Source organism: Amycolatopsis nigrescens CSC17Ta-90 (genome assembly GCF_000384315.1).
In the GTDB taxonomy this organism is placed as follows: Bacteria; Actinomycetota; Actinomycetes; order Mycobacteriales; family Pseudonocardiaceae; genus Amycolatopsis; species Amycolatopsis nigrescens.
This window is the reverse complement of sequence record NZ_ARVW01000001.1, coordinates 3393857-3407668: the sequence shown is the minus strand read 5'-3', so window position 1 is coordinate 3407668 and position 13812 is coordinate 3393857. Positions and strand designations below refer to the sequence as shown.

Sequence of the window (13812 nt, the reverse complement as noted above, 5' to 3'; positions counted from 1 at the left end):
ATGGCTAACATGTGAGAACTTTTCATATTAGCCAGTTCGGTGCTCGGCGATGCCGCGATGAAAGGTGTGCAGCCGGTGGAAAACCTGACCTTCCCGCCCGATTTCCTCTGGGGTGTCTCCACCTCGGCCTTCCAAATCGAGGGTGCCACCGCCGAGGGCGGCCGTGGACAGTCCATTTGGGACACTTTCACCAGGACACCCGGCAAGATAGCGCGTGGCGAAAACGCCGATGTCGCCGCCGACCACTATCACCGGTACGCCGAGGACATCGCGCTGATGGCCGGGCTCGGGGTCGGTGCCTACCGGATGTCGTTCGGCTGGCCGCGGATCCAGCCGGAGGGCAAGGGAAAACCGAACCCGGCCGGCCTCGCGTTCTACGACCGGCTGCTGGACCAGGTCTGCGCGGCCGGGATCGACCCGGTCGCCACCCTCTACCACTGGGACACGCCGCAGGCGCTCGAAGACGAAGGAGGCTGGCTGGCCAGGGACACCGCAGAGCGCTTCGGCGAGTACGCGGCCATTCTCGGCGAGCACTTCGCGGACCGGGTACGGCACTGGATCCCGCTCAACGAGCCCATGGTGATGTCCATCTACGGCTACGCCATCGGCGAGTACGCACCCGGCAAGGCCCTGCTGCTGGACGCGATTCCGACCGCACACCACCAGCACCTCGCGCACGGCCGCGCGGTACGGGCACTGCGGGCCGCCGGCGCCGGGTCGATCGGCACCGCGAACAACCATTCGCCGGTCTGGCCGTCCACCGGGTCCGCGGCCGACCGCGCCGCCGCGGACTGGCTGGACGCACTGATCAACCGGCTCTACGCGGACCCGGTGCTGCTCGGCCGCTACCCGGAACAGCTCACCGCGCACCTGCCCGACGGCCACGCCGACGACCTGCCGGACATCGCGCAGCCGCTGGACTTCTACGGGGTCAACTACTACGAACCGCAGGGCGTGGCCGCCCCGGGCGAAGGCAACCCACTACCGTTCGAACTCCGCGCAGTCGAGGGCTACCCGATGACCACCAACGACTCGCCGATCGTGCCGCAGGCCCTGCGCGAACTGCTGATCTCCTTCCACGAGCGCTACCGCGAGGCACTGCCACCGGTCTACATCACCGAAAACGGGTGCAGCTTCGCCGACGAGGTCACGGCGGACGGCCAGGTCCGGGACCCCGAGCGGATCGACTTCCTCGCCGAGCACCTCGGTGCGGTCCGTGCCGCGATGGACGCGGGCGTGGACGTCCGCGGCTACTTCGTCTGGTCCCTGCTGGACAACTTCGAGTGGTCCAAGGGCTACGCGCCCCGGTTCGGGCTGGTGCACGTCGACTACGAAACCCAGCGCCGCACGCCGAAGGATTCCTTCGAGTGGTACCGGAAACTGGTGCGCTCGCGATGAGCCAGGCGGCGGTTCCGGAGGCGCTGACCGAACCGGTGGTGCGCGTCCGGCCCGGCTGGACCAGCCTGCTCTTCCTCGCCAACATCGGGCTCTGGCTCGGTATCTACGCGCCGATCCAGGTGCTGCTGCCGAAACAGGCCGAACTGCTGGACGCGGCGCACAAGGAAACCGTGTTCGGTGTGGTCACCGGGATCGGCGCGGTGGTGTCGGTACTGGCGAACCCGGCGATCGGCCTGCTCTCGGACCGCACGTGCTCCCGCTTCGGCCGCCGCCACCCCTGGACGATCGCCGGTGCGGTGACCGGCGCGCTCGGCCTTGTCGTGCTGTCGCAGGCCGGGAACATCGTGGTGATGACGCTGGGCTGGTGCCTCGTGCAGGCCGGGCTGAACGGCATGCTGGCCACCCTGACCTCCGCCATCCCGGACCGGGTGCCGATCGCGCAGCGCGCGCAGATCGGCGGACTGGTCGGCATCAGCCAGATGCTCGGCACGGTGCTCGGCGCGCTGGTGGTCACCGTGCTGGTGACCAGCCTGCCCGGTGGCTACCTGGTGTCCGCCGCGGTGGTGCTGGCCGGCGCGGCCGCGTTCGTACTGCGCACCCCGGACGCGACGCTGCCGGCCGCGTTCCGGCCCGGCGGCCGGTTCCGCGAGATCGTCGCCAACCTGTGGATCTCCCCGCGGGCGCACCCGGACTTCGCCTGGGCGTGGGGCTGCCACTTCATGATCAACCTTGGCAACGCGCTTGGCACGCTGTATCTGCTGTTCTTCCTGAAGGACGCGGTGCGCTACCCGGACCCGGACACCGGGCTGCTCATCCTGATGGGCCTCTACGGTGCCGCGCTGACCGTCGGCGCGCTGACCGCCGGCTACTTCTCCGACCGCGCCAACCGGCGCAAGCCGTACGTGCTCGGTGCATCCGTGGCGATGGCGTTGGCCGCGCTGCTGCTGGTGTTCTGGCCGACCTGGCCGGCGGCGCTCGCGGCGGCGCCACTGCTCGGGGTCGGGTTCGGCGCCTACTGGGCGGTGGCGCTGGCGATCCTCACCGAAGTGCTGCCCGCGGCGCAGGACCGGGCGAAGGACCTCGGGGTGGTGAACATCGCGAACTCGCTGCCGCAGGTGATCGCGCCGCTGGTCACCACCGTCATCCTGGCCGAACTCGGTGGCTACTCGGGGCTGTTCACGGCTTCCGCGGCGGCCACCCTGCTCGCCGGGGTACTGATCACCCGGGTGCGAGGAGTGGCCTAGTGGGATTTGGGGCCGCAGGCCGGTGCCGGTCGGGGGAGGGGAGTGCAACGGCACCGGCCCGCGGAGTTTCGGGGCCGCAGTTGTGGGCGGGGTGTCCACAGGTTGCGATCTGCAATTTTTTCGCCAGCAGTTGATGATCAACATAGCGACGGATTGCCGCCTTGGCTAGGCGATACGCGTAAATTATTCGATTAATCGGGACTAAGACCGAGGGTCGGCTCGTCTCGCTCGGGGGTACGGACGAGCCGACCTTCGGCAAAGGCGAGGTGCGGCGTCAACCCGATGGGGGCGGTCGGTCGGCCGCGCATCGCCGGTACTGGGGTTACTGCGTGGCCACGCCGAGCTGGGCCCGGCGAGCCGGTGGCACCAGTGCGTGCCGTCCGGTCGTTTCGGTGGCGGCCGGGGTGCGCGACTCGCCGCCGCGCCGGCAAGCCCGGCGCAGGTCCTGCTGCGGCGCCAGCCCACCGGCGACCAGGTGCTCGTGCGCGACCTGCCACACCGAGCACGGCGCCTTGCAGCGGTGCCAGCGGGTGGAGCAGGTCGGGCAGTCACCCCGCTCGTCCGGCTCGTGCGCCAGCAGCATGGCCCGCCAGCCTTCGGTCAGCCGGGGCAGCTCGGACCTGGCCACCGAGACCAGTGACTGGGCGTCCGCGCGGTTCGCCAGGTCGGAGAGCATGTCGAGGCGTTCCCACACCGCGTTGCGGAGCACCTGCCCAAGGATCTGATCCACCTAGAACACCGTCACCTTTCCGCCATCTTGGCGGCCTCGTTGAGCGCGGCCCGCAGCTGGCCGAGCTGGCCACCGGAGAGTCGCGCTGTTTCACCGGGAGGTCCGACCAGGACCACCTGGTTGTTCTCGACGAGCACGGTCACGCACCGCTCGCGATTGATCAGGTCGCCACACTGCACGCGCCAGACGAGCTGGCCACTCTCGTACCTGCGCACCTGTGCGGCGCGGGGGTCGGCAGCGGGCGGGTTAACCGGAGCGACGGGCCTGGTCGCCGAGCGGGCCACCGTGATCGGCCCTGAGGGCCGCACGGGGCTCGTGGCGGTCCCAGCACGTCCTGCTGTGATCGAGTCCACGAACTCCACTGGGTCAACTCCGCTCTGTCTTCGTAGTCGCGCCGTAGTGCTGGGCTTCTTGGTAGCTCTCCGTGATCGCTGGCTGTGTCCGGCTGCTCACGGAAGAACTGTGAACTACATTGCGACCAATCGAGAGCGGAGAGAAGCCGAACTGGCGTCATAGCGGCGACCGGGCCCGGTTCCACGTTAAACGGTCGAGGAAGTTCGCCCGGGCCGATCAGGGGCGACGAATCGGGGTTTCGCGCGGTTGAATGGGTATGCCTACGCTTGTCACCGACGCCCACGGACTGTGAGGGTGCGCACATGGACGCGAGTAATGCCGCAGATGCCCGGCAGGGGCATCCCATATCAGCCGAGGCCTGGGAAGGCCACGAGATGCGGGATGCGCTGGCCGCCAGGGAGATCAGCGCGGTTTACAAGCTACTGCGGCGCGAAGGCATCTCGCAGCGCCAGATAGCCGCGATGACCGGCCAGTCGCAGTCCGAGGTGTCGGAGATCCTCAAGGGCAGGCAGGTGATGGCCTACGACGTCCTGGTCAGGATCGCCGACGGCCTTGGCGTCCCCCGTGGATACATGGGCCTCGCATACGACGAGGCCACGGCGATAAAGGTGGTCGGCGCTGCCGACGACCAGCAGGCTGAGGAGGACGAGTCCGTGAAACGGCGGAACTTCCTCGCGCACGCCGCGCAGGTCACGATGGGAGCGGCGGTCTTCGGATCGTCCCCGTCGGCCTGGGCGTCGAGCCCCGCGAGGACGCCGGCACCCGGTCGGATCGGCATGACCGATGTGCGGCAGGTCGAAGCCGCGACCAGGGCGCTGCGCGCCCTGGACTACCAGTACGGCGGTGGTTTCTGCCGCGACGCCGTGGTCGCCCAGCTGTCCTGGGGGCAGCAGATGCTCGAGTCCAGTGCGACCGAGGTGGTCAAGTCCCGGCTCTACGTCGCACTCGCCGACCTGCACAGCCTTGCCGGCTGGACCTCCTTCGACACCGGCCTTGTCGACTCCGCGCGCGGGCATTTCGCGAACGCGCTCGACCTGGCGAAACAAGGCGAGAACCATCCGTTGGTGGCCAACGTGCTGTACCGGATGGGCCGCGTCTACCTGCACCAGGACGCGCCGAACGACGCGCTCAAGCTGTTCCAGCTCGGCCAGATCGCCGCGCAGGAGTCCGGCTCCGAGCTGGCGGTGGCGATTCTCTGCGCGAACGAGGCGTGGGCCTACGCGATGATGGAGAACGACGAGCAGGCGATGAAGCTGCTCGGTCGGAGCAAGGACGAGTTCGCCCGCGCGGACCTGGCCAACGCCGAGTCCTGGGCCAGGTTCTTCAACGAGACCGACGTCTACGCGATGATCGGCACCGTGCACACGGTGCTCGCGCAGAAGGTCGACGTCGCGCACACCACCTACGCGATCCCGGCGCTGACCAGGGCGATCGACTCCTACGGCGACGACATGGCGCGCAGCAAGACGTTCAACCTGAGCGCGCTGGCCACCAACCACCTGCTGGACGGCGACATCGACCAGGGGGCCAGGGTCGGCCGGGCGGCGCTGGATTCGGCGGACGGGCTGAAGTCGGCCCGGATCAGGGACCGGATGCGCCCGATGCGCGACGAGGCGGAGCGCCGCCGCAACAACGGCGACGCCCGCGACCTCGCCGACCGGATCAACGCCTTCTACGCCGCCTGAGCGTCAAGGCAGTCGGGGGAGCCGGTCCGTGGATGGCCGGTTCACGCGGGAGAAGCTGGATGAGGCGCTTGCGCTGACCTGCGCCAGGCTCGGCCTCGACGGCCGGAACGCCACCCTGCTCCGGTTCACCAACAACGCGGTCTACTCGCTGGCGTCCGCGCCGGTGGTGGTGCGGATCGTCGGCTCGCGCGCGCTGCGCCACCGGGCCGCCAAGGTGGTCCGGGTCGCCAGGTACTTCGCCGAACACGACATTCCGGCCATCAGGCTGCTGCCCGGTGTGGCGCAGCCGCTGGAGATCGGCGAGCACCGGGTCACCGTGTGGCAGCGGGTGCCGAGGGCGGCGCGCCGGGCCAACGCGGTCGAGCTGGCCGGGCTGCTGCGCCGGGTGCACCTGCTGCCGCCCCCGTCGGGGGTCGGCGAGTGGAACCCGCTGGACGACGTCCGCGCCAGGATCGATGACGCCGAGGAACTGGACCCGGCGGACCGCGACTTCCTGCTGGAGCGCTGCGCGCGGGTGGAAGGCGACCTGGCCGGACTGCGGTTCCCGCTGCCGAAGACGCTGGTGCACGGCGACGCGCACCCTGGCAATGTGATCATCGGCCCGGACGGGCCGGTGCTGTGCGATTTCGATTCCTCCTGTGCCGGGCCGCCGGAATGGGATCTGACCCCGCTCGCGGTGGGCCGGGAAAGGTTCGGTGATCCGGCCGGCCGCTATCGCATGCTGGCCGACGCCTATGGCTTCGACGTGACCGTCTGGCCGGGGTTCGAGGTACTGCGCGCGGCGCGGGAATTGAAGCTGACCACCAGCGTGCTGCCCATTCTGCGCAGCCATCCGCGGGTCCGCGGCGAGCTCCGCCGCCGCCTCGACGACCTGCGCCGCGGCCGTTCAACCACCCGTTGGTCCCGCTACCGGTGATCCGACCTCACCACCGTCGCCCAAGTCCCTCAAGGCCACCTTGCCTACCTTGAACGTAGGCAAGGTGGCCTTAAGGGGCGGTCGGGTAAGCGCGGTGATCGGAGGTTTTGGGAATGGTGGGTAGGCATTCGGCGACAGCAACGGACCGTTCGTCGTTTGACCGAAAATAGACAACCTGGAGTGACAATTTCGGCCCGGCTGGTCACCTCTGAAGGGTTACCTGCAGCTCCAAAGGCGCAAGTTGCAGCTACTCCGCGCTACTTTCGTCCAGGGTTTCCAGTCGCTCACCCAACCGCGTCGCTTCCGGGCGGCCAAGGTCCCGCAAAATCGGCAGCGCCGTCTCGTAGTGCCGCCGGGCCGCGTCGAGGTCGCCGGCAGCCTCCGCGACCTCGCCGAGCACCTCCAGCGCCCTGGCCTCCTCGAACCGCGAGCCGCGCTGCCGCATGGTGGCCAGCGCGCTGTCCAGCTCGGCGGCCGCCTCGGCGTGGCGCCCCGCCCTGGCGAGCACCCTGGCGAGGTCGGTCCGCGCCCTGGCCTCGTTGTACTCGTCGCCCTGCTCGGCCAGCAGCTCCCTGGCCCGGCTCAGCCGCTCGATGGCCTCGGTGTCGCGGCCCATCCTGGTCAGCGTCGCGCCGAGGTTGATCAGCGCCAGGCTCACGTCGTGCGCCCGGTTCAGCCCGGTGGACCGCTCCAGATCGTCCTCGAACAGCTCCAGCGCGTCGGGCAGCCGGTCCTGGGCGAGCGCGACCAGGCCGAGGCCCTCCACCGAGCGGATCGCCGCCGCCTCGTCGCCGGCGCCGGTCGCGGCCATCAGCCCGCCGCGGTAGTGCTCGATCGCCTCGTCGAACCGGCCGGCGCCGCGGCAGGCCGAGCCAGAGCGGTTGCGCATCAGCGCCTCCGCCGAACCGTTGCCCCAGCGCCTGGCGCAGTCCACGCCGAGCTGGCTGACGGTCAGGAAGTCGCGGTAGTGCTTGCGCAGCAGGAACAGCGGCCACATCGCGGCGGCTAGCTGCCAGCCGAGCTCGGGCAGGTCGTGCTCGGCGGCGGTGACGATCGCGGCGATCAGGTTGGTCCGCTCCAGCTCCAGCCAGGCCATCGCCTGCTCCGGCTCGTCGAAGGACGGCCGGTCGTGCGGCTGGTACTCGAAGTCGTACGGGATCGGGCTCTGGTCCGGCACGGTCAGCTCGCCGGTCGCGGACGCCGTGTGCAGGTACGACTCGAGCATCCGCCGCAGCGCCGATTCGCGGTCACGGGGGCTGTCCAGCCGATCGGAGGCATCCTTGGCGTGCAGCCGGATCAGGTCGTGGAACCGGTACCGGTCTTCTTCCGGCTCGTGCAGCAGGCCGACGTCGACCAGTTCCTCCAGCAGCGGTTCCACGTCGTCGGCGGGCAGGTCGGCCGCGGCGGCCGCGATCCCGGTGGAGAACTCGGCCCCGGGGTGCACGCCGAGCAGCCGGTACAGCCTGGCCGCTTCGGCGGGCAGCGCCTCGTAGGACAGGTCGAACGTCGCTTGCACCGAGAGATCCCCCTTCACCGACAGCATCGGAAGCCTGCGGCGGGCCAGATCCGCCGCGGCTTTCGCGAGCGAAGCCCGCGGCCGGGTCGCCAGCCGCGCGCCCATCACGGCGAGCGCGATCGGCAGCCCGCCACAGAGTCGCACGATGTCGGTGGCCTCGGCACCGTCGCCACCGATGCGGTGCGCGCCGAGGGTCCTGGTGAGCAGCTCGCGGCCGTGCACCGGGGTGAGCGGTTCGAGGGTGAGCAGCGCGGCGCCGTCCTGGGCGAGCAGCCCGCCGAGCCTGCTCCGCGCGGTCACCACCACCACGCTGGCGGACCCGCCCGGCAGCAGCGCGCGAACCTGCTCGGTGGACGCCGCGTTGTCCAGCAGCACCAGCAGCGGGTTGTCGGTGGTGAGCGTGCGGTACAGCGCGATCTGCTCGGCGAGCCCGATCGGCACCAGGCTGGGGGCGACGCCGAGCGAACGGAGGAACTGGCCGAGCACTTCCCCGGGGTCGACCGGCCCCTGCGCGGCGAACGCGCCGAGGTCGGCGTGCAGCTGCCCGCGCGGGAACCTGGCGCGGACCCGGTTCGTCCAGTGCGTGGCCAGCGCGGTCTTGCCGATCCCGCCGGGGCCGGTGATCACCTGGACGAACGGCCGGTCGCGCTGGACGTCCAGGATCCGGTCCAGCTCGGCCAGCTCCGCGGACCGGTTGGTGAAATGGGCGGGCGGCGCGGCCAGTTGACGCGGTATGAGCGGTCCGACCTCGGCCGTGCCCACCGCACCGCTCATCGCTCGTCCTCCTGTGCCTTGCGGGACACCCGCACCCGGTCGGAGCAGATGACCGGGTGGAAACGAGTGTCGGCCATCCGCTTCTCCTCCTCGCGGGCTAGCCCGATCGGCAAGAAGCATTCCCCATCAGGCCGCCCGGGAGGACGAGAATGATCGAAAAACCGGCATTCGGCCCAGCGGTGTTGGGCTAACCGGCGACCGGTGAGCGGCTCAGCACCGCCGCGAAGCCGAAGGCGAGTCCCATCACGGACAGCTCCAGGGTCGCCCAGCCGGCCAGCGCGGTGCGCTGGTGCCGGATGATCCGCGGCATCAGCCGCCACCGGACGTTCGCGCCGAGCAGCGCGATCGCGCCGATGCACAGCACCTTCCCGATCACCAGCAACCCGTACCCGGTGCCGAACAGCCCGGACCAGAACTCGATGCCAGGGGTCAGGGAGATCTCGATCAGCCCGTTGAACAGCCCGGTCACCGCGGACATCACCAGGCACAGGGTGGCCAGCTTGGAGAACCGCGGCAGCGCGTGCGCGAGCAGCGTGCGGTTGCTGACCAGCAGCACGGTCATCGCGCCGAGCCCGCCGGTCCAGGCCACCGCGCTCATCACGTGCAGCTCCATCGAGATCATCGTGTAGTCGTGCAGGTTCCAGTCCGACGCGTGCCCGGTGACCGGCAGCGGGAGCAGCGCGAACAGGCCGAGGCCGACCCGCACCTCGGCCGGCACCTTCTCCCCGTGCTTGAGCGACAGCATGCCGAGTCCGGCGTGCAGCAGGGCCAGCACGACCACCACCAGCAGCGCCTTGCCGGCACCGACCTGCACCACGTAGTCCCAGACGTCACCGAGGCCGATGGTCACCGCCTGCGGCCGGAATTCTGCCGTCTGCAGCACCAGCAGCACCAGCGCGGAGACCGCCCAGACCAGCGCGCCGGCCACCGCGGCGAGCCGCGCCTTGGCCATGATCGGCTCGCTGAGCTTCGGCCGGTCGTAGCCGACCAGCACGGACAGCAGCGACAGCCCGATCGTGGCCATCGCCGCGAGGTCGAGCAGCACCCGAACCAGCGGGATGGCGACCGAGACCGCCTCGCTGACATCCGTCACCCCTGGCACCGGCGCGTTCGCGGTCAGCGCGACGCCGATCAGCGCACCGACGGCGGCCGCGGCGAGGATGCAGAGCAAGGTCACCGGGCGGGCCTTGGCGGCGGTCTCGGTCTCGGTCACTTCGTGCTCTCCTTGCCCATCCGAAGCGCGAGCGTCAGCCCGGCGCCGAGCAGCACCACCGCGCCCGCGATCCAGACCCAGATCGGCACGCCACCGGAGCCGCCCTGTTCGCCCGCGGCCTGCTCGCCGGCGGGCGAGCCCGCCGCCTTCGCCTGCGCCGGCGTGCCGTTGCCGGCCTTGGTCAGGGTGAAGGTGTACTTGTCCGCGACCGGGTGCCCGTCCGCGGACAGGATCCGGTAGCCGACGGTGTACTCACCGGCCGGGCCGAGCGGGCGCAGCGGCGCGGTGACCACGTTGCTGTCCACCCGGATCTCGCCCTCGGCCCACTGGTCGCCGGCCGGGCCGGTGACCGCGACCTGGTTCACGTCGCCAGGCTGGACCGGGGCGTCGAAGGTGAGCGTGATCCGGTCCGGGCCGACCTCCACCGAGGAACCCTTCGCCGGGTCGGCGGACACCAGTACGTTGTGCGCCAGCGCCGGGGCGGCCATGCCGAACATGGCCGCCACGGTCAGTGCCAGCGTGAGGAGCACCTTCCTCATTCCGCAGCGCCTCCGGACTTCGCCGCGGTGGACCGGCGGGCGCGCAGGGTGGCACCGGCGCCGAGGCCGAGGCCCAGTGCGCCGACCACCAGTCCGGCCCCACCGAGCCAACGCGCGGTGTCGTCGCTGCCCGACGATGATGCTGCCGCTTCTGCGCCCTCTGCACCGGCTTTTTCGCCGGACTTGGGTGCGCCGTGCCCGCCTTCGGCCGCGGACAGCTTCACCTCGGGTGCCGGGTGCTCCGGCTCTTCACCGCCGGCCGGGGTCGGTTGGTCCCAGTTGACCACCAGGCCGTTCTCGTAGGTCTGCGCGGCCGGCAGCAGCACGCTGTCCACATTGGACGGAAGCGGGCCGACCGAGATCTCGAACTCCTGGAACTCGCTCGAACCGGCCGCGATCTTGGTGCCGGGCTGGGCGGTCCAGGAGATCTTGGAGACCACCTCGGTGACGTCGGTGCCCTTGCCGTTCTTGACCGGCGCGGGCAGTTTCGTCTTGGTCACCTCGGAGGTCCAGCCGGGCACCGGCTTGGCGCGGCCCGAGCTGATCCCGTACTCGGGCTTGAACGTCACCTCGACCTTGGTGGTGCCGGCGTCGGCCTCTTCGTTGGGCACCCGCAGGAACACGGCGCCGTAGCCGCCCTTTGCCGGCTGCTCGCCGTAGACGTTGGCGGTGACGTGCGCGGCGGCGATGCCGGCGCCGAGCAGACCGGTCATCCCGGCCGTGGCGACCAGTACGCCGGCCCGCAAAAGGGCTCGATTTGTCGACATTTCTGTAAGTCTCCTGAACAGGGGTTCGGGCAGCGCGAATCGCGCTGTGGGAAGGAAAGGGTTGGGGTTCAGGAGCAGGCCGGCGGTCCGCGGCGTGCGCAGACCCGGCGCAGCAGCACCGACATCTCGAGATGACCGGGTGCCGCGTCGGGCACACCCGGCAGTGCACGTGCGGGACCGTGCGGTACCGGCGCGTGCCGCCAGAGGACGGGCAGCAGCAGCCTCAGGCCGGCCGCCACCGCGAGCAGCATCCGCTCGGCGTGCGCCAGCAGCAACGCGGTGCCCGCCGTGGCGAGTACATGCGCGAGCGTCATCAGGCCGGCGGGCGGGACTCCGAGGCCACTGTGCCCGCTGTGCCCCATCAGTTCGGTGAGCACCAGATGCATGATCAGCTGCGCCGCGCCGAGCACCGCCAGTATGCCGGGCAGGCCGCGGGTTCGGCCGGCCAGCGAGGTGGCCACCCAGCCGATCAGCACGGTGAGCAAGAGGGTCAGCGAGACGTCCGGTACGCCGCCGCCCGCGGCCGCGTGCGCGGTCACCGCCAGCGCCGCCGCGCTGACCGCGAGCATGGCTCCACGCACCGTGTGTAACGGACTGCGTCCGTTCGGGCATGGGCTCACCTGACCAGGGTAGGCGGGTCACCCCGTACCACGCGACAGGCTCCCGTGTGCTGAGCACCCGGCGGCCGGAATGTCGCTCAAATAGTTAGAAAGCCTCATCTTTGCTGCTCAGTCCAGCTCCAATGGCGGAACAGTCTGGTGAAATCTGGCCGTCAGTAGTTGCCTATCGCCTGTCAATAGGTAACTGTGAGCGCATCATTTACGGCCCCGGGGGTCTGCGCCGTGCACCAACTGGTTCAGGCCCCCGTGGTTATGGTGTTAGACCGAATGGGTTAGCCAGGGTCGGAAGGAGGGCGCGCCGGCACACGGCGCGTGCATATGGATTCGCAGGACGACAGGACGACGACGGAGGAGACGGTCGAACAAGACCGCGCCAACGCTCCCGACACCACCGGTGCCGGACACACTCCGGACGAACACGTCCCGTTGGAGATGGCCGCGGACCGGCCGGCCAAAACCGACAGAACCGTGTTCGGTGTGGCGGCGGTAGTCGCGCTGGCCATCATCGCCTGGGGCATCCTCTCCCCGAGCAGCCTCTCCTCGGTCTCGAAGACCGTGCTGAACAAGGCCGTCATCCCCTACGGCGGCTGGGCCTTCGTGCTCACCGCCACCGGGTTCGTGATCTTCGCGATCTGCCTGGCGATCAGCCGGTACGGCCGGATCCCGCTGGGGCAGGACAAGGAGCGTCCGGAGTTCCGGACCTCCTCCTGGATCGCCATGATGTTCAGCGCCGGGATGGGCATCGGGCTGATGTTCTTCGGTGTCTACGAGCCGGTTTCGCACCTGGCCAGCCCGCCGCCGGGCACCGCCGTGGCGAACTCCGACGAGGCCGTGCACACCGCGATGGCGACCACGCTGTTCCACTGGACCGTGCACCCGTGGGCGATCTACGCGGTGGTCGGCCTGGCGATCGCGTACAGCACCTTCCGCAAGGGTCGCAGCCAGCTGATCAGCTCGGTGTTCGCGCCGCTGCTCGGCAAGCGCAAGACCGAAGGCCCGCTGGGCAAGGCGATCGACGTGATGGCGATCTTCGCCACCCTGTTCGGTTCGGCCGCGTCGCTCGGCCTCGGTGCGCTGCAGGTCGGCGGCGGTATGGCGTCGGTCGGCTGGATCGACAACCCGGGCACCGGGCTGCTGGTGGCCATCATCGCCATCCTGACCGTGGCGTTCATCGCCTCCGCGGTTTCCGGGGTGGCCAAGGGCATCCAGTGGCTGTCCAACATCAACATGGTGCTGGCCGCGGTACTCGCGGTGTTCGTGCTGGTGGTCGGCCCGACCGTGCTGATCCTGAACCTGGTGCCCGGCGCGATCGGCGACTACTTCCGCGAACTGGCCGAGATGTCCGGCCGGACCGGCACCACCGGCGGCGAGGAGATGCAGACCTGGCTCGGCGGCTGGACGGTCTTCTACTGGGCGTGGTGGATCTCGTGGACGCCCTTCGTCGGCATGTTCATCGCGCGGATCTCGCGCGGCCGCACGATCCGCCAGTTCATCGCCGGCGTGATCGCGGTGCCCAGCGTGGTCAGCCTGATCTGGTTCGCCATCTTCGGTGGCGCAGCGATCGACCGGCAGCTGAACGGAGTGGACATCGCGGGTACCGGCAGCGAGGAGGCGGCGACCTTCACGCTGTTGCAGACGCTGCCGTGGTTCGTGCCGATCGCGATTCTGGTGATGTTGCTGGTTTCCATCTTCTTCGTCTCCGGCGCCGACGCGGCTTCGGTGGTGATGGGCACCTTGTCCCAGGGCGGTTCCGTGCATCCGAAACGGAACGTGGTCATCTTCTGGGGTGTCGTGATGGGCGGGGTCGCCGCGGTGATGCTGATGGTCGGCGGCAACGACGCGCTGAAAGGCCTGCAGAACCTGACCATCCTGGTCGCGGTGCCGTTCGTGGTCGTGATGATCGGTCTCTGCGTCTCGCTGTGGCGCGACCTGCGCCACGACCCTCTGGTGTTGCGGGAGAACGAAATGATGAAGTCGCTGGAAGAGATGCACCACGAGCGGACCAACGGTGGCGAGCGGCCGAAGCGGCGGATTCTCAAGGGTCGCAGGCCGTGAG

The 13812-nt window shown here is 69.8% G+C and carries 12 protein-coding genes; 5 read left to right on the top strand and 7 right to left on the bottom strand.

The features are described from left to right. Positions 1–75 precede the first annotated feature (75 nt). Positions 76–1398, top strand: coding sequence for a GH1 family beta-glucosidase (locus AMYNI_RS0115890; RefSeq protein ID WP_026360505.1), 1323 nt, complete (start codon positions 76–78; stop codon positions 1396–1398). Then, a complete protein-coding gene (locus AMYNI_RS0115885) occupies positions 1395–2642 on the top strand; it encodes an MFS transporter (protein ID WP_020669010.1) in 1248 nt (415 codons plus the stop codon). The genes AMYNI_RS0115890 and AMYNI_RS0115885 overlap by 4 nt, the downstream gene beginning before the upstream one ends. A 322-nt stretch (positions 2643–2964) precedes the next feature. Here AMYNI_RS0115885 and AMYNI_RS0115880 read toward each other — a convergent pair whose 3' ends face one another. Both AMYNI_RS0115880 and AMYNI_RS0115875 read right to left on the bottom strand, forming a co-directional pair. After that, positions 2965–3372 (bottom strand): hypothetical protein, encoded by a 408-nt coding sequence (locus AMYNI_RS0115880; RefSeq protein WP_020669009.1) that lies wholly within the window; start codon positions 3370–3372, stop codon positions 2965–2967. 11 nt (positions 3373–3383) lie between these two features. Next, complete coding sequence (locus AMYNI_RS0115875) at positions 3384–3734, bottom strand: hypothetical protein (protein WP_026360504.1); 351 nt, start codon at positions 3732–3734, stop codon at positions 3384–3386. Positions 3735–4028: 294 nt separating this feature from the next. Here AMYNI_RS0115875 and AMYNI_RS0115870 point away from each other — a divergent pair, with 294 nt between their 5' ends. Beyond that, positions 4029–5411 (top strand): helix-turn-helix transcriptional regulator, encoded by a 1383-nt coding sequence (locus tag AMYNI_RS0115870; protein ID WP_026360503.1) that lies wholly within the window; start codon positions 4029–4031, stop codon positions 5409–5411. A gap of 28 nt (positions 5412–5439) precedes the next feature. Then, complete coding sequence (locus tag AMYNI_RS0115865; protein ID WP_020669006.1) at positions 5440–6327, top strand: aminoglycoside phosphotransferase family protein; 888 nt, start codon at positions 5440–5442, stop codon at positions 6325–6327. Positions 6328–6574: 247 nt separating this feature from the next. On the opposite strand, the gene AMYNI_RS0115860 is transcribed toward AMYNI_RS0115865, so the two are convergent. The 5 genes from AMYNI_RS0115860 to AMYNI_RS0115835 all read right to left on the bottom strand — a co-directional run bounded on the left by AMYNI_RS0115860 (position 6575) and on the right by AMYNI_RS0115835 (position 11705). Beyond that, the gene (locus AMYNI_RS0115860; RefSeq protein WP_020669005.1) at positions 6575–8617 is read right to left on the bottom strand and encodes an ATP-binding protein; all 2043 of its coding nucleotides are present in this window, start codon (positions 8615–8617) and stop codon (positions 6575–6577) included. A gap of 187 nt (positions 8618–8804) precedes the next feature. Then, positions 8805–9830, bottom strand: coding sequence for a copper resistance D family protein (locus AMYNI_RS0115850; protein ID WP_020669004.1), 1026 nt, complete (start codon positions 9828–9830; stop codon positions 8805–8807). Continuing rightward, complete coding sequence (locus AMYNI_RS0115845; protein ID WP_020669003.1) at positions 9827–10369, bottom strand: copper resistance CopC family protein; 543 nt, start codon at positions 10367–10369, stop codon at positions 9827–9829. Before AMYNI_RS0115845 ends, AMYNI_RS0115850 begins: the two co-directional genes overlap by 4 nt. Then, a complete protein-coding gene (locus AMYNI_RS0115840) occupies positions 10366–11136 on the bottom strand; it encodes a YcnI family copper-binding membrane protein (protein WP_040405768.1) in 771 nt (256 codons plus the stop codon). The genes AMYNI_RS0115845 and AMYNI_RS0115840 overlap by 4 nt, the downstream gene beginning before the upstream one ends. Before the next feature lie 68 nt (positions 11137–11204). Further along, a complete protein-coding gene (locus AMYNI_RS0115835) occupies positions 11205–11705 on the bottom strand; it encodes a hypothetical protein (RefSeq protein WP_020669001.1) in 501 nt (166 codons plus the stop codon). 369 nt (positions 11706–12074) lie between these two features. Here AMYNI_RS0115835 and AMYNI_RS0115830 point away from each other — a divergent pair, with 369 nt between their 5' ends. Further along, a complete protein-coding gene (locus tag AMYNI_RS0115830) occupies positions 12075–13811 on the top strand; it encodes a BCCT family transporter (RefSeq protein WP_020669000.1) in 1737 nt (578 codons plus the stop codon). Position 13812: the final 1 nt, after the last annotated feature.